Genomic DNA, 24066 nt, shown 5'->3' with positions numbered 1-24066 from the left:
CTATAGACTCTGCTTTTATCGATCTTGTACTTACATTTTCAGATTCTTCACTTGGAATTGTTCTAGTTTTAGAACTTACTAAATTGTCATTTGTTTCTGTAGTTGTTTTCTTTTCTGCAGCATGCGTAGTTTCTGTGTTTGCATGTGCTGCAGTATTTTGTTGAGGCTGCTCTATTTTTACAGCAACTTCTTTTTGTTCTGCTACAGCTTGTGTCGTACTAGTCTTTTGGCTTGTTTCAACTGTTGTTCTAGGTTGTGAAACTTCTGGTTTTTTTCTGTGCTAGACTGTTCTGGTTTAGCTTCTGCAGTTACAGCTTTCGTATTTTGTTCGGCAGGTGCTGCAGTTTGATTTGCTGAATTTTCTGCTGGTTCTGTTGCTTGCTGAGAACCGTTCTCTTCAGCTGCTTCTGCATCACGGCTAGCCCCAAAAATTAATGTGGTCCCTAATAAAATAGATGCCGTTCCTACTGTAAATTTTCTAATCGAATATTTGTTATGAATATTCGGCAAGAAGTCTAAACGTTTGTTTCGTTTTCTCATGATGTCCTCCGTTTAGTAATAAGTTTTGTACTTCATAACGCCAAATTGTTGTGTATCATTTTTTGTATAATACATACTGAATTATTATAACAAAATTTTGCACGTTTTAGTACAAAATTTTTCATTTTCTACCCATTTTATAGTTCTCACAACACTTATATCAAGAGCTGTATTACCTGAAGTTATTTTATGATATATATTTTTTATTGTTTAATGTAGAATTAAAGACTTAATTAATATTGTGTGATACTATTATTTTGTAGATATCTATTATTGTTCGGTAATGTCACACTATTCAAAGTTGATAAACGTAATTGGATGGGCGTTACTTGAGTAATAATATTGTTTCTGATTATTCACCTCGCTTTGAGCATAAAGCACGTTTTAAATCAGATAAGATAGACACCTAGAAAAGCACATCTAGTAATAAAACAAATCACTGTCAATTGAAGTCGATATTCGGAGTTACACTATCCACATAAAATTCGTTATGTGCATTGAACTCTCTATTGCTCTCCCTATCTGTTCAGTTATTTTGAATTATTAAAATCGCGCTAATACTTAAAGCTGCCTAAAGAATTGATGCTCTTAAAATCAGCTTTAAACATTCATGCAAATTCAATTTGCGCCAAATAATTTTAGGGGGAAAAAAATTATGAAGAAAAATAATAAACCTTTAGATTTTCTTCCGAATATTCTCAACAAGTATTCGATAAGAAAATTTACTGTAGGAACAGCATCAATTTTAGTCAGCAGTTTATTATTTTTAGGCATTTCAAACGATGCAAGTGCAAGCACCGAAAGTGATACTTCTAATACAAACACAACTAAAGCAAATGTAGAATCACCACCTTCTGACACTGCAACTGCTCAACCAGAAAGTAATGCTGTACAAACAAAAGCAGCTGAGCAACCTAAAAATACTGAAAGCCAACCTGTTACTGCTCAAACTGATAATCAAACTACAGGACAAACCGATACTCATGCAGCACCATCAAAAGTTCAAACAACTGATAATTCAACTTCAGTAGAGCAAACGTCAGAGAAAACTACTGTACAACCTGCACCATCAGAATCTAAAACTTCAAGCACAGCAAATACAGATCAAGGTGAAGGTCACCAATATACTACAAGAAGCGTTCAAGATGGTGTACCTGGCTCAAGTTTAAATGCTACTGACGACATGATTGGTCCAAATCCAGTAACGCAAACCGGTGTTCAAAATTCATCTGAATTACCAGTGCTGTCACAGGATCAAATTAAAAATATAAACCATCAAATTACATGGTTGGATTTCTCAGATAAATCTTCAATTAAAAATGCTGAGACGACACCTGAAGGTCAAATCGCTTTGAAAGTTGGGACCCAATTTCAAAAAGAAATCATGCCTGGTTTAGTAGTAACTGCTACTGTCAAATCGTTGCAGCCTTTCCAAGCAACACCTATCTATGCTCGTAGAGCAGAAAGTGATCCAGAAAGTGGTTATGACCCACATGCAATAAATATCACTAGAAAAGATAGTGAATATGTTCCAAGTGAACCTGCGCATATTGTTTTATTTCCACAAGACGCTTATTGGTCTCATTTGAAACGCGCAGGTGTTGATACTGGTTCGCACCTAACAAACTTTAGTTCTAATAAAAACTACGGTAATGTTGGGGCAACTTTTGACGTTAAAGTTACATTAGATGGAGTTGAAGTACCTGCAAATATCATCATGTCAGATGGCGAAGAAGCTAAGGGCACTGAATCGCTTATCTATACTACTAATGGTACAGGATGGCAGTTATTTGCTAATGTACGAAACATTTATAATACACATAACTACATTCCGCTTTCTAAGGACAATCAAGAATTTATTAATGCGGTTGATAAAGGTGGTTATGGAAAAGGACAATACTATGCTACACCAGATCCTAACTTTGGCGGTCTTGGCACTCAAGTATTTGGACCTAACCAAACAAGACAAGATCAAAACAGTGTACCTATTGTATTAACTACTGATGCTACAGAAGTATCTTTCTTCGTTAATACAGCAGGTATTCAAACAGTTCAAATGGGTTTTGTTGTATTAGATAAAGGTGATGCACCTTCATCATATGGTGAAGCAGTTCATGCAATCACAGAAAACGGCACTGTCAGTCAACCTTATTTAGGTACTGTTAAAGCAGATGTTGACATTGACACACCTAATAAAGTGAAAGAACCATGGAAAACAGATGATATTAACACACCTGTTTCTTCATCAGGACCAGATGAAGGAGAACAAGAACTTACTGGTCAAAATAATAATTATTTCAATTACCTTGCATCTAATCAAACACATACGCTTGATGTCATTGCTAATACAGGCAATAACGACACATCTTTTGTACGTGGATGGGTTGATTTTAATAACAATGGTGTCTTTGATGAAGGAGAAGCTTCTGAAGTTGTTACAGTTCCTAGAACTGGGGCAAACGGCTCAACTATTAAATTAGTATTTAAAAATAGTCCGCAAATCACAAATACAGATTTGGATTATTTAGGAGTTCGTGTAAGAACATCACTTGCAAAAGATTCAATTTTAAAACCAGTGGGTGTAGCCTATTCTGGTGAAGTTGAAGACTTTGAAATTAAAGTTATACACCCTCCGAGAGGTGAAAAAGAAGAAACTACAGGCATGCAAGGCCAAACACAATCTGCAAAAGTTGATTTCACAGCTTACGGAAAAGTTGAGCGTGACTGGCCAAAAGAAAATGCTATTGATACTAATCAACCTGTAAAAATAGTAGATTCATCAGGTAATCTTGTATCTACATTAACAGTACCAGGTGAAGGAAAATATGATGTTGCACCAGACGGCACAGTCTCATTTACTCCAGAACCTTCATTTGTTGGAACTGCTAAAGGTATTGTTCTTAGAGGCACAGATTTAAACGGCAATACTTCAGGCTGGGATAGTAATACAGTTGCGAATAATTTAGAAAATATAAACAAAGGTATTAATGGAACTAATACAATGGACAGCGTATATATTCCAACTGTTACTAGAGTTACACCTTCAGCAGAACCTACTGTGACTTCTGGTGTTCAAGGGCAACCGCAAACAGGTACACCTACTTTTAACGGTGGCGATACTAGTGTGCCAATCAATGAAAGTGTTCCACCGAAATTAGTTGATCCGACTACTCATGAAAAAGTAAACTCTGTCACTGTTCCAGGTCAAGGCACTTATACCGCTAATGATAATGGTACGGTTACTTTTACTCCAGATCCTGGTTTTGTTGGTACAGCAACTCCTATTTCTGTTGTTCGTGTTGATACTAACGGTACGCCGGCTCAAACTACTTATACACCTACGGTTACTGCTGTAGCGCCTACGGCCGAACCTGCTGTGACTTCTGGTGTTCAAGGGCAACCGCAAACAGGTACACCTACTTTTAACGGCGGCGATACTAGTGTGCCAATCAATGAAAGTGTTCCACCGAAATTAGTTGATCCGACTACTCATGAAAAAGTAAACTCTGTCACTGTTCCAGGTCAAGGCACTTATACCGCTAATGATAATGGTACGGTTACTTTTACTCCAGATCCTGGTTTTGTTGGTACAGCAACTCCTATTTCTGTTGTTCGTGTTGATACTAACGGTACGCCGGCTCAAACTACTTATACACCTACGGTTACTGCTGTAGCGCCTACGGCCGAACCTGCTGTGACTTCTGGTGTTCAAGGGCAACCGCAAACAGGTACACCTACTTTTAACGGCGGCGATACTAGTGTGCCAATCAATGAAAGTGTTCCACCGAAATTAGTTGATCCGACTACTCATGAAAAAGTAAGCTCTGTCACTGTTCCGGATCAAGGTACTTATACTGCTAACCCTGATGGCACTGTGACATTCCAACCAGTACCTCAGTTTACAGGTGAAGCCACTCCGGTTTCTGTTGAACGTGTAGATACTAACGGTACACCGGTTCAAACAACTTATACACCTACGGTGACTCCGGTTACACCAACTGGTACGCCGGTTGATTCAACAGGTGTTCAAGGTCAAACTCAAACAGGTACTCCGACATTTGAAGGTGGAGACCCTGCAGTCCCTATCGACAATACTGTTGTTCCTAAATTGGTTGATCCAAAAACAGGTGAAGAAGTTTCAAATATTACAATTCCTGACGAAGGTACTTATACTATCGATGAAAACGGTCTAGTAACTTTCACTCCGGAACCTCAATTCAAAGGCGACGGTACAGGTGTTGAAGTGAAACGTGTGGATAAAAACGGTACACCAGTTACTGCTAAATACACACCTAATGTAATTCCTGTAACTCCGGAACCTCAACCTGATACTTGTGATACAACAGAACCTGAACCTCCTGTTAAACATGAAGTTCCTGTAGTCGATGTGGTGCCTGAGCCGAAACCTGATACTTCTGTTACTACAGAACCTGAACCTCCTGTTAAACATGAAGTTCCTGTAGTCAATGTGGTACCTGAGCCGAAACCTGATACTTCTGTTACTACAGAGCCTGAACCTCCTGTTAAGCATGAAGTTCCTGTTGTCAATGTGGTGCCTGAGCCGAAACCTGATACTTCTGTTACTACAGAGCCTGAACCTCCTGTTAAACATGAAGTTCCTGTTGTTGAAGTGGCTCCTGAAGTTCAAACTGTTACAAAAGACAGAGTAGAACCTAAAAAACATTCAGCTAATATCTTGCATAAAGCTGATGAGATTACAAAATCACAAGTAGTGAAAGGTGAAAAATCAAAACCTAAAACAACAGGTAAATCAAATTCTAAACATATTGAAGCAAAAGCTTTACCTGAAACAGGTTCAGATAATAACCATACAAACACAACATTATTTGGTTCAATAATTACATTGTTTGGTCTCCTTGCTTTCAGAAGAAAACAAAAAAATACAGATAATAAATAATATTTTTACTGAGCTCTAGAAGCTGCATACGCAGTTTCTGGAACTTTTTTATTTTTCTCTTTATTCACAGTACACAAAAACCGCCAATCCAACCTTGGACTAGCGGTTATACAGCGGAGAAGAAGGGATTTGAACCCTTGCGAGCCTTTCGACTCCTGCTGGTTTTCGAGACCAGTCCCTTCAGCCGAACTTGGGTACTTCTCCTTCGTTATGAGTTGGTTGACGTACATGCAAATTGATAATATCCATCACCAACATTATTTACACTAAAACTTTTGCGACATGATTTCAAAACCTTTGCTTAGACCATGCAGTATCACATAGTATGGTTCTAAGGAGGTTTCGATGATGCATCTCAAAACAAACTTCATAATAGATATACTTAAAATATTAGAGAATCCTTATATCACTATCCCTGCCCATGAAAGCTGGTATCAACATACCTTTACAATACATCTGCTCTATCATCCACCGTATTTATGGGAAACTTTGCTTGCATTTTTAGAACGCCGTGCAATACCAGGTGTAGAATTTGCGGATGCATCTTCTTATGCGCGTACACTGCTTATTCCGCAGTCTGAATATCATGTTTCGCTTAAAGGATGGGGTTCAGTTACACACGATTTCGAACATAACCAATTAAAAGTCGAAATGAGTGCCAGCTGTTATCCCGAATTGTGTAATATTCTTATACGCCTGCGTCATCTGTTTGATTTAGATTTCAATCCAGAAGTTATTAAAACAGAACTCAAAGAACCATGGATTGATCCGCACTTGCGTTTACCTGGCGGTATGGACGGCTTTGAAGTAAGTGTGCGTACCATTTTAGGCCAGCAAATTACTGTCAGTGCCGCAACCACTTTAGCAGGACGTTTGGTTAAACATCTTGGGACACCTTTTAATTACGGTCACCCTCATCTGCAATACCTCTTTCCAAATGCTTCAATTATCATTGAAGCCGGCAGACAAAACCTTTTAGAAGGCGGTACGGGCATTGGTGATGTACTTGGTCCTTTAGGTATAACCGGTCGCCGTGCCGCAACTATCGAGGCAGTCGCAAAAGCTGTTCAATCCGGTGAAATTGCTTTAGCACCTCTGCCGATTTGGCAAAGCGGTGCACTTAATTACGATGCCATCATGAAAGCAGAACATATCATGAAACAATTATCTGCCATTAAAGGTATTGGTCCTTGGTCTATGCATGCCATTGCGATGCGTGCTTTAGGTTATCCTGATGCTTTCTTAGAAACAGATATCGGTGTCATCAACCGTATGCGAGACATTTATCCGGAGATTGAACGTAAAGACAAGAAAAAACGCCTTGCTTACGCTGAAGCTTGGCGCCCACTACGCAGTTACGCGGTAATTAATCTATGGAAGTGATCAGATTTAACGCTGTTGTTTTTGACTGTCTTCTAAAATATTTTTAAAGCCGTTCCATTGTACTTTAATAATGATGTCAGCAACTTCTTCAGAAGTCACTTCCTCTTTATGTCCTGCCCAATATTTGAAAGTCGTAATAAACATGTTGAAAATATATTCTTTCAGCAAGTCTCTTTCGACTTTAGTCAGCTTTGTATTTTGACGAATGATATCAAAGCGCTGTTTCATATCATTCTTCAACTTCATTTCAAAGCTGGCATGGGTATTGAAACTTAATAAAAGATGTATTGTATCCGCATAAGGATACAGTGCATCAAACATTTCTTTGATTAATACTTTTTCATAAAACTCAGTACCGTCGCTTTTCGATTTGAATTGTTTGCGCAGTTCATTCAGCCTTTGGATAACTTCATCCTCAATTTCCTCCAGCAGTTCATATTTATCATCATAATACCGATAAAATGTACTGCGTGTGATCTCTGCCGCTTCCGCAATCTGATGAATCGCAATCAAATCGAAATGTGTTTGTTTCATTAATTGAATCAACGCCTCTTTAATCTTTCGTTTGGTTTGATTCGTTTTTCTAGCGTAAGGCATGCACACCCCTCCATTTGCATTCAATATAACACAAAATCAAATAGACTGTCCTATTTTGGACACTTTGTAACAATGTGTACTTTTTATCTTCAAGGTGAGGTGTTATATTGGAAAACGTCAATTTTTGAATAATAATTAATCAGGAGGAAAATATGACCTCAAACCACTCAACTCGCCCTGTCGATATACATGGCAAACCTTATAACCCGACGTTGATTATGGTGACTATGCTGCTGGCCACATTCTCAGGTGTGTTAATGCAGACATCGCTCGGCACAGCGTTACCGACACTTATGCACGACTTTGATATAGATTTCGCAACAGCACAACAAGCCACAACATGGTTCTTGCTCGCAAATGGTGTCATGATTCCATTATCTGCGTTCTTCGCAACACGATTCCCTACAAAATTACTGCATATCCTAGCATATAGTATTTTATTAATCGGCTTAGCAATTACCGCTTTAGCACCCAGCAGTCATCACTATTGGTTCGTATTCTTAGTCGGCCGTATTATTTCAGCTGTCTCTGTCGGCATGATGATGCCGCTGATGCAAATGCTGATTATTAATATGTATCCGCCGAAAAAGCGTGGTGTCGCAATGGGACTCACAGGTCTTGCGATTGGTTTAGCACCCGCCATCGGCCCAACTTTTGCCGGTTGGATTTTAGATAAGGACCATATTATTTTAGGTCTGACTTTAAGCAATTCATGGAGAAATATCTTTATCGTTCCGATCGCTGTGATGGTCATTGCACTAGTGCTTTGTATCTTCTTAATGAAAGATATTATTCCTAACAGAAAACTAAAATTAGATATTCCATCATTTATCTTATCGGTATTCGGCTTCGGCCTGTTCCTTTGGGGCTTTTCAAACGTGGCTTCAGAAGGATGGGGCAGCTTTTGGTGGGTCATCTTGCCGATTATCGCAAGTCTGTTCATCTTGACCTTCTTTGTAGTGCGTCAATTGAAAATGAAAGATCCATTCTTAGACTTGCGCGTGTTTAAAAACAGAAACTTCACCTTCGCCACATTGGGCATTGTATTAATCACAATGGCTATGTTTGGTGTAGAAATGATGCTGCCGACATACTTGCAGAATATCCATGGTTTCTCACCGCTTGTCGCAGGTTTGACTTTATTGCCTGGTGCACTCTTAATGGGTATCACTTCACCGATTTCAGGTGCTTTATACAATAAAGTCGGTGTGAAACGTTTAGCATTTGTAGGTTTCTTTATCCTTAGTGTATCTACAATTCCTTTCGCCTTTTTATCTGGCGAAACATCGACAACACTTATTACAGTGTTATATGCTATCCGCATATTCTCAATTGCATTGATTATGATGCCGCTCACTGCTTTTGCGATGGATTCGATTCCTACAGAAGTCGGAACACACGGTACAGCAGTTAATAACACTGCACGTCAAATGGCATCTTCTATCGGTGTTGCATTATTAACATCTGTGACACAAAACATCATTAACAACAACGAGCCGAAAGCATCTTTAAAAGATACCGACCCGTTTGAATTCATGCGTCAATTCCAACATGCGATGATTGACGGTTTCAATACTGCCTTTGCGATTGGTTTAGTCTTCGCAATTCTTGGTCTTGCGCTGGTACCATTCTTAGGCAACAATCTTTCTAAAGAAAGCGAGGAAACAAAATGATTATCTTAATAATACTTACACTTGCTGTCTTCCTCGCTTGGATGTTTATCAAGCCGAAAACTGTTCGTATTGCGATAGGCAGTCTGTTAATGGCCTTGTTACTGATTCAAGGTATCTTAATCGGTATGAACCTGCATCATCACTTCGGCATGAAACAAGTCACAACAACTAAAGTACACCATAATGTTTACTCTGCAGGTGATAAACAAAACCCTGCTAATCTAATGATTGCGAAAGAACTCGGCAAAGATACAAACAATTATGTTTTGATTTATCGCGATCACAAAGATCAAAAGAAAGCACAAGCTCATTTCAAACCTGACTTCAGCAAAGAGAAGCAAGTGGAAACTGTGAAAAAATCAGCGACGTATCAACTTAAAGACGTCAAACAGCCTGAAGTCAAAACCAAAACAACAGCTTGGGTATTCGAAAATGATTTCTATCAAGCATTGATGAGCTTCGGCGATGACCGCAAAGCATTGATTAAAGAAACTACAATCATTACCTTGCCTAAAGATGAATGGGTTGCAGCATCGCCAGAACAATTAAAACAGCTGCAAGCGAAACAAAAAGATTCCAGCAGCCAGCAAAAACAAATGGCCATGATGCAATCTATGCCGAAAGCAGAACAAACTAAAATGGCCGTGAAACAAATGAAAAAGATGTTAGGACAATAAGCAAACCAAAAGCGCGCAACCTTTAAAAGTGATTGCGCGCTTATATTTATGTTTATATGCTTTTCATGCAATTATCTGTTAGTAACCCAAAAGAGCTTTCAATGTGAAACCGACTATAATCGAAACTGTAATAACAAAGAAGCCCGGAAGAATAAAGCTGGTCGGTCGTGTTTGTTTCGTTTCGTCTAGATCTACCGCAAAGAGTAATGTAGGCTGTGCCGGAATCACGAAGTTTACGTTTAATGTTTGAACCATCGCAATAAAGTACATCGGAGGCACACCGATACTCATCAATATCGGCAGCATAATCGAAGCTGTCGCAGATTGCGATATCACTATCATCGTCACCATGGAGACTAAAATAATGACCAGCCATGGGACTTGTTCAATAATGCCCCCTATTTCCTGGGTCATAATCTTTTGGTTGCTCGGTGCACTGAAAATTGTCGCACCTAACCAGCCGGGGCCGAGGACCGCAAAGAGTGCGCCAATCGCTGATTGCGTAATGTGTGCGTTTAAAATGTCTCTTGTATTCAATTTAATCAGCACTAAGTTGATTGCGGCACTCGCATACATAAACAATTGTACTATCTCTGTTGTTTCTAATTTAACCGTCTCTCCATTCACTTTGAACGAAGGGACAAAATCTGAAAAGATACCAAAGAATAAAATACACGCAACTCCTGTTAAGAAAGCTGCTACACCGATTTTCACTCTTTTTGTAAATTCAGGGCGCGGTTCTGTATCTTCTATCTCTTCTAAAAGCTGTTCCGCAAATTGACTCGGATGCGGTTTGCGTCTGCCGACGACTGTACAATAAACACTCAGCGCTAACATACTGATCAGTGCTGTCGGCAAGACGATGGATAAGTATTTGCCCATGGTAATACCGGACACTGCGACAACGGAGATAATATAGGCAGTCGCTGAAGCTGCAGGACTGCATAATAAAGCCAAATTCGCAGTCAGTACTGAGGCTGTTAAAGGACGCTTTGGCTGAATACCTGCACGCTTTGCGGTTTTCGCAATAATCGGTTCAAGCGATAAAGCAATATTCGCTGTTCCGATTCCGAATACAAAGAGAAACACAATCATCGGTGCGATAAAGATAATCGACTTAGGAAAACGTTCAATAATTTTTGATGCCAAATGAACTAAATAATCAATACCGCCCGTTGCTTGCAATGTACCGCCGGCAATACCGATAGATAATATAATCAAGACTGCAGTTACCGGCGCAGAACCCGGTGGTAATCCAAATATAAAAATCATGATCAATTGCGCCACAATCGCAAAGATACCGCAGCCTAATGCACCTGCTGCACGCAGCCCGAGTAATATCGCGGCAATCATAATGATAATTTCTAAAATAAACAAGAACATGTTAACGCCTCACTTAATTTCTCTTTCTTGTGAAAAAAATAACATACTCTAGTTTATCATGATTCTTCACCGCTGTGCAGTGTAACACAATCGTCAAAAATGAAAATTTAGTGAAAGTCTAATGCTTTATATTGTTTCAATTAACAATTTATAACACATGATATTTTCTGCTTAAACATAAAAAAGCCCTCGGCTGTTACACCGAGGACCAAATGATTAACTTACGCTCTATCCCAATAGCGATATTGTTTGAATGCTTTTAAGATATCTTCTGGATTATCTGAAACGATAACACCAGGCGCATCTAATTTCACTTTTTTATCTTGCAATACTTTTGAAGCTGCTTCATTAAAGAGAATCGGTTTCTTATGCTTATAAGAAAGTGCCGCAAATTCTTCTGCTTCTGGTTCAAGCTCTGAACCATCTGATAATATAACCAGACTGTCGAATAATGTCGCATGTGCAGTATCATAAGTCTCATTCACAGAAATATCTTCTGATAATGATTTTTGCTGCTTGCCGACAAATGCATAGTTCAATTGATTATCCGCTGCACTTTTCGCATAAGATTTTAATGTTTCTGGATCCACATCGCCATTGATTAAGATAGCGACAGAGTGGCCAGGTAATGGAATATCATATTTTTCCATTGTTAATTGACTGTCTTGCTTATCTGTTTTTACTTCTTCATTTTCTTCTGGTACTTCAACACCGACATTCGCCGCAACACGTTCAGCTAATTCTCTGTCAATTTTATTCAATTGATTCACTGCACGCTGACGTACGTCCATGCTTTTACATTTACCGATTTCAAATGAGAAGCCGTCTACAGTATGATCATATTCCGCTTGCGTTAAACTGTTCAGATATAATCTTGGTTGTGAATAATAGTCTTTGAAACTGTCGCTGCGGCGTCTGATTTTATGTCCTTCTACTTTTTCTGGATAATGTTCATAACCGCCTTCAGATTTAGAACTTGTAAACGGACAATTGCCTTCTAATTTGTTCTTATGATAAGAAGTCTGACCTTCATGAATATTCATTTGATGCATCGCATCACGTTGATTATTACGTACTTTATTTACAGGACGGTTGATTGGAATCTGGTTGAAGTTCGGTCCGCCAAGTCGAGAAATTTGTGTATCTGTATAAGAGAATAGTCTGCCTTGTAATAACGGGTCATTTGAGAAGTCGATACCTGGTACTACATGACCTGGATGAAATGCGACTTGTTCTATTTCATCAAACACATTATCTACGTTGCGGTTCAATGTCATTTTACCTACAACTTTAACTGGAATTTCATCTTCCGGCCAAATCTTAGTAGGGTCTAAGATGTCGAAATCAAAGTCGAACTCTTGGTCTTCTCTAATAATCTGCAAGCCTAATTCCCATGCAGGATAGTCGCCTTTTTGAATAGATTCATGCAAGTCTTTGCGATGGAAGTCGATATCTTTACCTTGCAAGATTTGTGCTTCATCCCATACTAATGATTCTAAGCCGTGTGTTGGGCGCCAATGGAATTTAACAAAGAAAGATTCCCCTTCTGCGTTGACTAATCGGAATGTATGTACACCGAATCCTTCAATTTGTCTGATATTCTTAGGAATACCGCGGTCACTCATTGCCCATACTGCAGTATGTGATGTTTCAGGGTTTTCTGCGAAAAAGTCCCAAAATGTATCATGTGCTGACCCGCCTTGCGGTGTTTCAGTATCTGGCTCAGGTTTTACTGCGTGAATTAAGTCAGGGAATTTAATCGCATCTTGAACGAAGAATACCGGAATATCGTTCCCTACTAAGTCAAAGATACCTTCATCTGTATAGAATTTCGTCGCAAAACCGCGTACGTCTCGTACAGTATCCGGTGAACCTTTTGAACCTTGTACAGTAGAAATACGCACAAATACAGGTGTTACTTTATCTGTATTCGTTAGGAAATCCGCAGAAGTATACTTAGATAAATCTTCATATAATTCGAATTCACCATGTGCACCAAAGCCTCGCGCATGTACAACACGTTCTGGAATACGCTCATGGTCGAAATGCATAATCTTTTCACGGAAATGGAAGTCCTCAAGTAGACTCGGTCCTCTTTCACCAGCGGTTAATGTTAATTCATCTTCACTGACTTTTGTACCATTATTCGTCGTCATTGCTTCATCTTGATGGTTTTTTCTGAATTGATCCAACTGCTCTTGCTTTTTGTTTTTGTGTTCGCTCACTTCAAAAAACCTCCTCAAAAATCATGTCTTACTCCTACAATTCCCCGCACCTTTTAAGCAAAACATTTTTACACTTTATTCACACTTTTTATAAATATCTTATAAAGTATTTGTATGGATTTACATTGAGAGTTTATCAAGATATAAGAAAAAGCATCCGAAGCTTCAATCACTCAAAGCCTCAGATGCCTAGAACTTTATACTTTAGCCTTTTTATAGTAATAAATAGGAATACCTATCAATGTTACCCCTATACCAATCATTGCTAATACAGGTTGAGTCATCAACGTATTAATTAATACGAATACACCTGCAGCTAATGCGATAATTGGGATAACCGGATATAACGGTACTTTGTAAGGACGTTGCAAATCAGGTTTTCGCTTTCTAAGCAAAATAACTGCGAGAAACGCCATACAATAAAATGTCCAAATCACAAATATCAACATGTTTGTAATTGTATCGAATGCGCCTAATAACATCATGACTACAGCCACGATCAGTTGGATGACACCGCCTAACCAAGGTGTATCTGATGGTGTCAGACTTAAGAATGCACGTTTAAAAGGAAGTTGATTCAGTTGTGCCATAGCATAAGGAATTCTCATTCCTGTCATTGTATAACCGTTCATTGTTCCATATACGGAGATTAAAATGCCGATTGTGATTAATTTACCGCCATTAGCACCAAATAATATAGAAGATGCATCGCTTGCGGCGTTTAAATTACCGATAATATGATCAATAGGCAATGTCATTAAGAACGTAGCATTGATAAGCAGATAAACTACCATAATCAAGCCGATGCCTAATGCGATTGCGCCAGGCAGATCTTTCTTAGGATGCTTCATTTCCCCGGCAATATTACCAACATGAATCCATCCGTCATATGCGAACATTGTTGCTAGCAAACCGCTTCCTATGGCTTCAAACCATCCTGATGATGTTCCATTTACTACTGGGAACAATGAAAAGGAAACTTCACTGCTTTGAAAGAAGCCAAACACTACAATCAATGCAATCGGGATTAATTTAATCACCAATGTCACTGTTTGAAGCAAGCCGCCTGCCTTTGAACCTAACAAGTTAATGAGCAAAATCGATAATGCACTCAAAACTGAAATAGGAATCAAATAAAATGCGTTAAGATGAAATAAGTTAATCACTTGTGTACCAAATACGATGGCTAACGCTGCTACGTTAGCTGGAAAATATATAAAGCCTTGGGCCCATCCAGATAAGAAGCCCCAAAAATCACCATAAGTATATTCGATGTATTTTGTTAGACCGCCCGTCTCTGGAATTGCGGCAGCAAGCTCAGCACCTGTCAGCCCTGCACAGATTGTAATAAGTCCGCCTAAGAACCAAACAAGCATCGCCATACTTGTAGAACCTGTCACTTCTGTTACACTCGATACTTTAAAGAAGACACCTGCACCAATCACAGACCCCATCACCAGTGAAAGGGCAGCAAAAAAACCTATGTTTTTCTTTAAGGCTTTGTCACTATTCATTGGGGTACCTCCGTTCTGCTTATATTAAGTTAGCCGACTACACCTTCACTTGTATCTGCTGGTTTAAGCAAAGTATCGATGATATGTGAAACACGTGTTAAGTCTACGTTTCCGCCTGAAACAAGTGCTACTATATTTTTGTCTTTTAACCATTTCGGATCAATCTTACCGCTGATAAGTGCTGCTGTAGGTAATGCGCCTGCACCTTCTGTGATAATTTTTGCACGTTGCATTAAATGACGCATTGCATCTGAAATTTCATCTTCACTGACTAAGATAAATTCATCTACCAGCTTATCTGCTACTTCATATGTTTTATCTCCAGGTATTGCGACTTCTGTGCCATCTGCAATCGTATGATTAGTAAATTGCGATACGATATGTCCTTCTTTTACTGATTCAGCCATACCATGTACATTTTCTGATTGTACTCCGATAATATGAATAGACGGATTAAATGATTTCAAAGCGGTCGCTACTCCAGAAATAAGTCCGCCGCCGACAGGAACAATCACTGTATCTACATTCCAAATTGAATCCAGAATTTCGAGACCAATGGTACCTTGACCAGCCATTACCTCATTATCATCATAAGGATGAACAATCGTTTTTCCTGTTTCTTCTGCAAGTTCTTCCATATACAAACGAGAGTCATTAAACGTTTCACCTTTTAAAATTACTTCTGCACCATAACCGCGGGTTGCTTCTTGTTTCGCAATAGGTTCTTCTTCAGGCATAATCACTGTTGTTTTGATGTCTAGTAATTTACCTGTTAAAGCTAATCCTTGTGCATGGTTGACAGCTGAAGCAGTTATAATTCCTTTATCTTTTTGTTCATCTGTGAGATGCAAGATTTTATTAAGTGCTCCTCTGTATTTAAAGGAACCTGTAAATTGCATGTTTTCTAATTTTAAATAGACATTGCCATGTGTCACATTATTGCTTAGAAACATAGATTGTATTAAAGGCGTTTTACGTACATAATCTCGTATTTTCATTTTGGCTTCTTTGATATCGTGAATGTTGCAATATTTTTCTGTTTGCATAATTGCACTGTTAACTGTCATGCTTAACACTCCATTTCTTTATTTAGTCAATCAATAACATCGCTAAGTGCTTCGTATTTCATATCGTGAGATTGTGCTAAACCTTCGTTAGTAATATGACCTCTGTATATATTGACGCCAGATGCTAGAACTGGATTATCTTTGATCGCTTGTGCTATACCTTTTTTACTGATTTCTAATAAGTACTCAATATTGCCTAAAGCAAGTGCCATTGTAGAAGTTCTTGGAACTGCACCTGGTTGGTTAGGTACTGCATAAAATACTTTTCCATCTTCTACATACACCGGATTATCAATTGTTGTCGGTTTAATGCCTTCAATTGTTCCGCCTTGGTCAATCGCAATATCAATAAGCACTGATCCTTTTTTCATAGATTGAATCATGTCTTTAGTAACAAGTTTCGGAGGTTTAGAACCAGGGATTAGAATAGTTGAAATAAAGACATCAGCTGTTTTAATTTCTTCAGCTAGATTTTCTTTTGTCGATTTAATCACTTCGGCTTTTTCACCTTTAAAGTGGTCTTTCAGCCATGCAATACGTTCATCTTTCAACTCAATAATCGATACATTTGTTTGTAAGCCCAATGCGATTGTCGCAGCGTTTACTGCAGCTGAACCTCCGCCGAAGATAACCACTTTACCCGCTGGAATACCATCAATGGCATCGATACCTGAGATTAAAATACCTTCTCCTTCATGTTGTTTTTCTAAATAATACGCACCCATCAACATTGAGCGTCTGCCGGCAATCGCACTCATAGGCGCAAGTAATGGAGCTTGTCCATCTTTAACAATAGTTTCGCCGCCGATTGCTGTGACACCTGCTTCTTTCATTGCCTCTACCGTTGCTTTAGATGATGCTAAGTGTTGGAAACCCCAAATCACTTGTCCTTCTTTAAAATAACGGAATTCTTTCTCATCCGGTTCTTTTACTTTCACAATTAAATCTGCTTGCCAAGCTTCTTCATGATCCACTAAAAACGCACCTGCTCTTTTATACTGTTCATCATCAAATCCAGAGCCTGTACCAGCATTATATTCAACCACAACACGGTGTCCTTCTAACACAAGTTTTTTTAACGTTTTCGGGTGTACACGCGACACGTCCTTCACCTGGTTTTAGTTCCTTGATAATACCAATTTCCATGATCATCTCTACTTGTGAATTTATTCACATAGAATGTACCTCTAAAATATTATAAAGTCAAATTGATTTTGTTATTTTTTTAACAAACTTTAAATTTTAAACATAATCAGAATATTTATATAATTTAACTATCCTAGAGGTTAAGCGCTTTCATTGCTGTTACAATCGATTTTATTATGTAATAAACTCGCAAATTGTCATAAAATGTATATAGATACAAAATAGGTAATATAAATTAAAAGTGGAACAATAACAATTTTATCCGTTGCTGATTTTGTGATATCAAAAAGAAAAAAGCCTTAGTTTTTCAACTAAGACTTCACTAAGTATTCATATTTATTTTGCCAAAAATTTATATCCCTTATAACCAACACCTACTAACTGAAAAGCATCAGTATAAGAAATTTTATTTTGTTTTAAAGCATTGTCGACATATCTGAAGAAGACACTGTCCATTCTGTACTTCAGGTTGTTATTAAAGTTTCCGCCGGATTCAGAACTAAGCTTTTTATTCTTTTGTGCTTTTGTATATGCCTCTTCGAGTTCCTTTACAGCAACTTGATAAGCGGTGCGGCTTATTCTATTTGTATCTAATAATCTTCTATATAAGACATATTGACTTACTGGAAATATTGTTTCTAGAATATGAATATCATTTGTCTTGATCTTCTCAAATACGGCTAAAGGTACAAGCAGTTCAGCTGTGATTTTATTAATATATGCTTCGAATGATTGCGTACTTTCTTCCAATGCATCGCTATTGAAAATACCTTCATTACCTACAAACAAATGAACCAGTTCATGAATCAATGTGAACAAACGTCCGTTTTTAGTGTCTGTTTGATTAATAAAGATGATCGGTGCCTGTTTATCGCTTAATACAAAGCCTCTAAATTCTTTAATATTGAGCGGACGGTGTGTGTTGTCTTTTACTTTTCCATTTAAGAAAACAAAAACTCCGATTCGATTGATTTTTTCCCTGAAATAGTTAAATGCATCAGGCTTTGCTTGTCCCATATAATCTTTTGGAACATCTAAAATTTTACGAATTTCATGTGCAACTTGAAGTACATCTGTTTGTGCTTTAAAAAGATGGATACACGGAAGTTCATATTCTATTTCTTCTTTTAAAAACGCTTGTTTCATTCGCATTTCTTGTATTGTTGCTTTAAGCTCTTCGCTTTTATTTTCTTCCATTTTCGATTGAATCACTCTAAAGTCCAATCTTTCTTTCGGCTCAGTCATTTTCTCATTCAACAATAATGCACCAACGGGTACATTTATAATTTTCGCTATTTTGATAAGCTGATTAAATGTTGGGTCAATCTCTCCGCTCATGATGTCATCTATCTTTTCAACCTTCTCTTTAATAGCGGAGAGAGGCACATTTGCTTCTTGAATATACGCATTAAACACTTGTTTATTAAGTGCAATACGTTTGATCATGGCGTTGCCTCCTCCAATATTTTTAAATATTATACCATATCCCGTTAGTTAAATGATTGTATGAACCACTAAGCAACATCTATTTTTTTACCCTTAATCACTCAATTCGCTATCTTTAACATCTGTGATAAACATATGACCAGGCGCATGTGTGATGATGAGTTCTGGTTTGGCATCTAATGCGACAGATTGCGGAGTAACACCGCATCCCCAAAATACAGGCACTTCACCTGGTTTAAACTGAACCGGTTCGCCGAAATCAGGGTTTTCCAAATCCGTCACGCCGATTGCTTTCGGATCTCCGATATGAATCGGTGTACCATGTACGTTCTTAAAGTGTGTTGTAATTTCTGTCGCTTTAATTGCTTCTGCCATTGTCATAGGGCGCATGCTTACAGTAATATTACCGTCAAAGCGGCCGCTTGGTTCTGCTGGAATGTTTGTAATATACATCGGCACATTGTGTCCTTCTTCAATGTGGCGGATAGGAATACCCGCTTCAAGCAGCGCATGTTCAAACGTAAAACTGCATCCGATTAAGAAGCTGACCATATCTTCTGTAAAGACATGTCCGATATCTGTCGGTGTTTCAACTAACTCTCCATCTCGATACACGCGATATAATGACACGTCTTGTGTGATATCCGCTTCTCTTCCATACTTCGTAAAATGTTTCTCCCCGACTTCTGACACGTCTAATAATGGACATGTCTTAGGATTCTTAAAACAAAACTTCAAGAAATCATATGCATACTTTTCAGGCAGAATAACCACATTCGCTTGAATGTACCCCTTAGCCATACCGCTCGTATGCCCTGTGATTTCCCCTTTCGCAATGGCGTCGCGAATCTCTTTTGGTGTCGCATTTTGATAATCTTGTACTGTCATAAAACTACATCCCCTTTGTCTCTCTTTTGAACTATTCTATCATGAAACATTACCTGTTGTATGGAGTTGCGAAAATATTCTGATAAAACAATTAAAGCAATTTCATTTCAATAACAAACAAAAAAGTCTTGGATACATTGTAAGTACACATCCAAGACTTGTAATAAAGCATTATTTCAATATTTTCGTTTATTGCATATGTTGTTCTTCTGAAGTAAGCGGTGATGCGGCATCTGCGGCTTTCTTGCCTTTTAACAAGAACACACTGATTAAACTAATCACCGCAATAATTACTGTAAACCAGAAGGCTGCATGATAACCATTCAATAACGCATCGTGCTGCACAGCTTGCATCACAGCCTTCTTGCCCATACCTTGATAATCTGCCATATCAGGTTTGAATGCTTCAGCATAATGGCTCATGATCGTGAATAATGCGGCTGTACCGATAGATGCCGCAATTTGTTGTACGGTATTCGTCATTGAAGAAGCATGCGCATTCAAATGCATCGGCAACTGATTCATAATATGCGTCATTAAAGGCATTAAACCTAAAGCAATACCAACCATACGAATAGCGTAAACCGTTGCCAGCATACCTGAAGATGTATCGCCATCCATAAAGACGAAGTACAATGTTGTAATAACAACTATCGATAAACCGATAATCGCAAGTATTTTGGCACCGAATTTCTGAAATAGAAAGCCAGACAAGACAGACATAATTCCCATTACAATCGCACCCGGCAATAAAATAAGTCCGGATTCAAGTGCCGGCTTGCCCATAATATTTTGTACGAAAATCGGTAATACTGTTTCTGAACCAATCATCGCAATCATCACAAAGGCCATTATCAATATACCTACCGCAAACTGGCCTTCTTTAAAGACTCTGAAATCAAGCAGCGGTGTCGTTAAACGTGTTTGTCTGATGATAAAGATGACCACCAAAATCAAACCGCCGATGATCGTTGTTAAGACGATCGGATCATCAAAGCCGTCTCTTGAAATTGAACTAGTACCGTATAATAAACCGCCGAAACCTAAGACAGAAAGTATCATCGATAATACATCAATCGGTACTTTCTTTGTGGTTCCTACGTTAATCACAAATTTTAAACTGGCCAAGAAAGTAAGCACCGCTATCGGCGCTACAACATGGAACAATGAACGCCAATTAAAGTATTCTACTAAGTAACCTGACAATGTCGGTCCGATTGCAGGTGCTAAACCAATCACTAAACCGAAAATCCCCATATATTTTCCGCGTTCATGCGGTTCAAAAATATCCAAGATTGTTGTCATCATTAATGGCATCATCATACCTGAGCCAAGTGCTTGTACAATACGTGCAATTAACAGCACTGTAAAGTTTGGACTGAATCCAGCTGCTATTGTTCCGATTAAAAAGATTAAAATCGCCGTCGTGAAGACTTGGCGTGTTGTAAAGCGCTGGATAACCATCGCTGATAACGGTATAACTACACCATTTGTAAGTAAGAAAGCAGTCGTTAACCACTGTACTTGTGTAAATTCAATATTGAAATCTCTCATAATACTCGGCAATGCTGTCGCAAGCAAAGTTTCGTTCAACAAACCGAAAAATCCGCCCATCAGCATTGTTATAATCATCACTAGTTTTGTTTTATGTGACATATTTCATCTCCTCTATGTAAAACCGTCTTTTCATTCCCATTTTTAAATAATGCAATTTATCATACCACAACTGTGCCTTAAAAAGATTGATTCCAGTTTAATTAAGTGTTAAATCTAGTAAAATCAGTCGACTGGCGGATAGTACATTGGATTATTTCGTTTGCCATGGAATATTGTCCCATACAAAAAGCGACATTTTCCACTTACATCTCATGGAAAATGTCGCTTAATAGACATAACGCTTCAGTTATAGATTATCTTTATGAAGCTTCAATCAGTTTAAGTTTATAATCATATATCGATTGAAGGTCGCCGCTCTTGTTTTTAAGTATTAAATGATCTTGCGTAATTTCAGTCGGACTATTGACACCGACTGCCGCTGCTAAGTTAAATAACCCTTCATGTAAGCTTGTCACATAGTTTGTGACACGGTAGTTCTTCTCGTCTACAAATAAACCGCGCTCTAATTTAGGGTTGGTTGTCGCAACACCGACTGGGCATGTATTCAAGTGGCATTGCTGACTCATGATACAGCCGACACTGATCATCATACCGCGCGCTACATTGACTAAGTCTGCTCCTAGACCGAGTGCAATTGCGATTTTATCTGGTGTCACCAATTTGCCTGATGCGAAGATTTTCATCTTATCGCGGATGCCGTATTTCTCAAGCATACCTGTCACAATCGGCAGTGCTGTAAACAGCGGCAAGCCGACACTATCTTGAAGCTCTTGATAAGTGGCACCCGTACCGCCTTCACCGCCGTCAATTGTAATGAAACTTGGGAATTGATTACGTTCTTTCATTGTTTTAACCAAGCCTTCAATTTCTGATACACGGCTGACTACAATTTTGAATCCTACAGGTTTTTGTCCTGCTTCTTGCAGCTGCATAATCCAATCTAACAAGTCATCATAATTATGAATGAATTCAAAACGGTTTGGTGAATTGATTGTTTTACCGACTTCTACACTTCTTATTTCTGCGATTTCTTCTGTTACTTTAGCACCTTCCATGTGACCGCCGCGTGTTTTAGCCCCTTGTGCCAACTTCACTTCAAAGGCTTTCACTTGGTCCATGCCCGCTTTTTGTTTGAATTTGTCTATGTCAAAATCTCCGTCAGCGGTACGTACACCGAATAGACCTGGTCCGATTTGATAAATTAAATCTCCGCCGCCTTTAAGATGGTGGTCAGACAAACCGCCCTCTCCGGTATTCATCCAAGTCCCTGCACGTCCTAATCCCATTGAAAGTGCAGTAATCGCATTCTTACCGAGTGCACCATAACTCATACCAGATTGACCGACTAAACGTTTTACCACATAAGGATGTTTGAGGCCTTCGCCTAATACCACCGCATCCTCATCTGAAAGGTAATAAGGATCAACTTCATCCGATTCGCGATGTTCTTCACGGTCGAATAAGCGTTCATTATCTACTTTATACAAGAAAGTAGAAATCAAGTTCGATTGATCGATACGCATTTCAGTTGCTTGTTTCGGAAACATTGTATTTTGAATGAAGAACCCATCTTCATAATCCATTAATGTCCCAAAACTTGCCATACGCGATTTGTATTTACCCGCTTTAACAATATCCGTATATTGTCTGCGTGAAAACGGCTTGCCTTTCGTATCCTCTGAGAATAAATATTGACGCAGCTCAGGTCCGATCTTTTCGAAGAAATAGCGCACACGTGCAAGCACAGGGTAGTTTCTTAGGACACTGTGTTGTTGCTGGCGCTTATCTCTGATTAACAAAACCAATCCAGAAATCAACAATCCCACGACAACGATAGCGATGAAAATGTTGAGTATGAATTGAAGAATCGTAAGCAATAGCATTTTTGTTCCCCTCTCTCTATTGATATGCCTTAACTCTATTTACTTCAATTCTCAGCAGCCCACTCTGCTGAAATTGCACATAATTTAAACATAATTTCATTGTATACCAAAATCTATCTAGTTTCATTATGCTTTTAGAAAACGTTTACATTTTTGAAGAAATATTTATGAAAGGATGCTTTTAATCGCATTTTCTACACTAGAAATGTAATAAATTCCAACACCGTATTTAATCTAACATATCTCTAACCTAATCAAAACAGGGTTTGAAAGTTTTCAAATGTTCGGATTATTTAGTCTTTCTTATGTGTACACAATGCTTATACACAGAACAATTAAGGGAATATGTTAAAGTGTAGTTAAATAAGAGAGAGAAAGGCGGATTTACTCATGACAGAATTAAACAAGAAAGTCGCTGTAGTTACGGGTGCGAGCAGCGGTATCGGGAAAGGCATCGCACTTAAACTATCAAATGAAGGCGCAACGGTCGTACTTGTTGCACGTGATGAAAACAAATTAGATGCGGTTTCTACTGAATTAAGAAAAGCAGGTGCGAAGAACTTTGAAATCATCAGTGCAGATGTCACAAAACGCGAAGAGATCGATCGTGCCGTTGCACAAGCTGTAGAAGAATTCGGCAAAGTAGACATCTTAGTCAACAGTGCAGGACAAATGAAATCATCGCAAATCACAGACGGACAAGTAGAAGCTTGGGATGACATGATTGATGTGAACTTTAAAGGTACACTATACGCAATCAACGCAGTCATGCCCCACTTCCAAAAACAATCCAGCGGACACATTGTCAATATTGCTTCAATTTCGGGATTTGAAGTCAGTAAGACAAGTGCACTCTACAGTGCCACAAAAGCAGCTGTTCACGCTATTACACAGGGCTTAGAAAAAGAACTGGCTAAAACCGGTATCCGTTCTACAAGCATTTCACCAGGTATGGTAGACACTGCAATGACAAGCGATACAGATTGGGGCAACCGTAAAATGTTAGAACCTAAAGACATCGCAAATGCTGTTGTATATGCCTTAACACAACCAGGTCATGTCAATGTTAATGAAGTCACAGTACGTCCTGTATAAAAAAGAGATATACG

General features: G+C 38.6%; 14 protein-coding genes, 1 tRNA gene and 2 pseudogenes. 5 read left to right on the top strand and 12 right to left on the bottom strand.

The annotated features are described in order from the left end of the window. Positions 1 to 422 precede the first annotated feature (422 nt). A pseudogene (locus MUA90_RS14015) lies at positions 423 to 540 on the bottom strand (YSIRK-type signal peptide-containing protein); the annotation flags it as partial. 655 nt (positions 541 to 1195) lie between these two features. Between MUA90_RS14015 and MUA90_RS01530 the strand changes: the two are divergent. Further along, a complete protein-coding gene (locus MUA90_RS01530; protein ID WP_316959795.1) occupies positions 1196 to 5458 on the top strand; it encodes a YSIRK-type signal peptide-containing protein in 4263 nt (1420 codons plus the stop codon). Between the two features lie 114 nt (positions 5459 to 5572). On the opposite strand, the gene MUA90_RS01525 is transcribed toward MUA90_RS01530, so the two are convergent. Further along, positions 5573 to 5662: transfer RNA gene (locus MUA90_RS01525), tRNA-Ser, on the bottom strand. A gap of 141 nt (positions 5663 to 5803) precedes the next feature. On the opposite strand from MUA90_RS01525, the gene MUA90_RS01520 reads away from it, so the two are divergent. Beyond that, positions 5804 to 6841, top strand: a complete 1038-nt coding sequence (locus MUA90_RS01520; RefSeq protein ID WP_262587904.1) for an AlkA N-terminal domain-containing protein — start codon at positions 5804 to 5806, stop codon at positions 6839 to 6841. 6 nt (positions 6842 to 6847) lie between these two features. Here the strand turns inward: MUA90_RS01520 and MUA90_RS01515 are convergent, their stop codons facing one another. Then, positions 6848 to 7438 (bottom strand): TetR/AcrR family transcriptional regulator, encoded by a 591-nt coding sequence (locus MUA90_RS01515; protein ID WP_262587903.1) that lies wholly within the window; start codon positions 7436 to 7438, stop codon positions 6848 to 6850. A 152-nt stretch (positions 7439 to 7590) separates the two neighbouring features. On the opposite strand from MUA90_RS01515, the gene MUA90_RS01510 reads away from it, so the two are divergent. Both MUA90_RS01510 and MUA90_RS01505 read left to right on the top strand, forming a co-directional pair. Further along, on the top strand, positions 7591 to 9111 hold the full coding sequence (locus MUA90_RS01510) for an MDR family MFS transporter (RefSeq protein ID WP_105994439.1): 1521 nt from the start codon (positions 7591 to 7593) through the stop codon (positions 9109 to 9111). Then, entirely contained in the window at positions 9108 to 9788 is a 681-nt protein-coding gene (locus MUA90_RS01505; protein ID WP_262587901.1) for a DUF4811 domain-containing protein, read from the top strand. The genes MUA90_RS01510 and MUA90_RS01505 overlap by 4 nt, the downstream gene beginning before the upstream one ends. 78 nt (positions 9789 to 9866) lie before the next feature. Here MUA90_RS01505 and MUA90_RS01500 read toward each other — a convergent pair whose 3' ends face one another. The 9 genes and pseudogenes from MUA90_RS01500 to MUA90_RS01460 all read right to left on the bottom strand — a co-directional run bounded on the left by MUA90_RS01500 (position 9867) and on the right by MUA90_RS01460 (position 22957). Beyond that, positions 9867 to 11171, bottom strand: coding sequence for an anaerobic C4-dicarboxylate transporter family protein (locus MUA90_RS01500; protein WP_262587899.1), 1305 nt, complete (start codon positions 11169 to 11171; stop codon positions 9867 to 9869). A 221-nt stretch (positions 11172 to 11392) separates the two neighbouring features. Beyond that, entirely contained in the window at positions 11393 to 13327 is a 1935-nt protein-coding gene (locus MUA90_RS01495; RefSeq protein WP_262588779.1) for a catalase, read from the bottom strand. Positions 13328 to 13593: 266 nt separating this feature from the next. Beyond that, positions 13594 to 14910, bottom strand: coding sequence for an APC family permease (locus MUA90_RS01490; RefSeq protein ID WP_262587898.1), 1317 nt, complete (start codon positions 14908 to 14910; stop codon positions 13594 to 13596). A gap of 29 nt (positions 14911 to 14939) precedes the next feature. Beyond that, complete coding sequence (tdcB, locus tag MUA90_RS01485; RefSeq protein ID WP_262587897.1) at positions 14940 to 15977, bottom strand: bifunctional threonine ammonia-lyase/L-serine ammonia-lyase TdcB; 1038 nt, start codon at positions 15975 to 15977, stop codon at positions 14940 to 14942. Between the two features lie 26 nt (positions 15978 to 16003). Beyond that, positions 16004 to 17123 (bottom strand): annotated as a pseudogene (locus MUA90_RS01480) (alanine dehydrogenase). A gap of 336 nt (positions 17124 to 17459) precedes the next feature. Beyond that, positions 17460 to 18569, bottom strand: coding sequence for an ImmA/IrrE family metallo-endopeptidase (locus tag MUA90_RS01475; protein ID WP_262587896.1), 1110 nt, complete (start codon positions 18567 to 18569; stop codon positions 17460 to 17462). A gap of 93 nt (positions 18570 to 18662) precedes the next feature. Next, positions 18663 to 19457 (bottom strand): putative hydro-lyase, encoded by a 795-nt coding sequence (locus MUA90_RS01470; RefSeq protein WP_232168115.1) that lies wholly within the window; start codon positions 19455 to 19457, stop codon positions 18663 to 18665. A gap of 189 nt (positions 19458 to 19646) precedes the next feature. Continuing rightward, on the bottom strand, positions 19647 to 21113 hold the full coding sequence (locus MUA90_RS01465; protein WP_262587893.1) for an MDR family MFS transporter: 1467 nt from the start codon (positions 21111 to 21113) through the stop codon (positions 19647 to 19649). Between the two features lie 260 nt (positions 21114 to 21373). Then, complete coding sequence (locus tag MUA90_RS01460; RefSeq protein WP_262587891.1) at positions 21374 to 22957, bottom strand: FMN-binding glutamate synthase family protein; 1584 nt, start codon at positions 22955 to 22957, stop codon at positions 21374 to 21376. Positions 22958 to 23347: 390 nt separating this feature from the next. Here MUA90_RS01460 and MUA90_RS01455 point away from each other — a divergent pair, with 390 nt between their 5' ends. Further along, the gene (locus MUA90_RS01455; protein ID WP_262587889.1) at positions 23348 to 24052 is read left to right on the top strand and encodes an SDR family oxidoreductase; all 705 of its coding nucleotides are present in this window, start codon (positions 23348 to 23350) and stop codon (positions 24050 to 24052) included. Positions 24053 to 24066 lie beyond the last annotated feature (14 nt).

This window comes from Staphylococcus sp. IVB6181 (assembly GCF_025561445.1).
Taxonomy (GTDB): domain Bacteria; phylum Bacillota; class Bacilli; order Staphylococcales; family Staphylococcaceae; genus Staphylococcus; species Staphylococcus simulans_B.
The sequence above is the reverse complement of the archived record's forward strand: the minus strand, read 5'-3'. Positions and strand labels throughout refer to the sequence as shown.

Coding starts and splice junctions, on each gene's coding strand:
- MUA90_RS01505 (WP_262587901.1), top strand. CDS start 9,108: ATGATTATCTTAATAATACTTACACTTGCTGTCTTCCTCGCTTGGATG.
- MUA90_RS01470 (WP_232168115.1), bottom strand. CDS start 19,457: ATGACAGTACAAGATTATCAAAATGCGACACCAAAAGAGATTCGCGAC.
- MUA90_RS01490 (WP_262587898.1), bottom strand. CDS start 14,910: ATGAATAGTGACAAAGCCTTAAAGAAAAACATAGGTTTTTTTGCTGCC.
- MUA90_RS01520 (WP_262587904.1), top strand. CDS start 5,804: ATGATGCATCTCAAAACAAACTTCATAATAGATATACTTAAAATATTA.
- MUA90_RS01515 (WP_262587903.1), bottom strand. CDS start 7,438: ATGCCTTACGCTAGAAAAACGAATCAAACCAAACGAAAGATTAAAGAG.
- MUA90_RS01530 (WP_316959795.1), top strand. CDS start 1,196: ATGAAGAAAAATAATAAACCTTTAGATTTTCTTCCGAATATTCTCAAC.
- MUA90_RS01465 (WP_262587893.1), bottom strand. CDS start 21,113: ATGTCACATAAAACAAAACTAGTGATGATTATAACAATGCTGATGGGC.
- MUA90_RS01495 (WP_262588779.1), bottom strand. CDS start 13,327: ATGACGACGAATAATGGTACAAAAGTCAGTGAAGATGAATTAACATTA.
- MUA90_RS01475 (WP_262587896.1), bottom strand. CDS start 18,569: ATGATCAAACGTATTGCACTTAATAAACAAGTGTTTAATGCGTATATT.
- MUA90_RS01455 (WP_262587889.1), top strand. CDS start 23,348: ATGACAGAATTAAACAAGAAAGTCGCTGTAGTTACGGGTGCGAGCAGC.
- tdcB (WP_262587897.1), bottom strand. CDS start 15,977: ATGACAGTTAACAGTGCAATTATGCAAACAGAAAAATATTGCAACATT.
- MUA90_RS01500 (WP_262587899.1), bottom strand. CDS start 11,171: ATGTTCTTGTTTATTTTAGAAATTATCATTATGATTGCCGCGATATTA.
- MUA90_RS01460 (WP_262587891.1), bottom strand. CDS start 22,957: ATGCTATTGCTTACGATTCTTCAATTCATACTCAACATTTTCATCGCT.
- MUA90_RS01510 (WP_105994439.1), top strand. CDS start 7,591: ATGACCTCAAACCACTCAACTCGCCCTGTCGATATACATGGCAAACCT.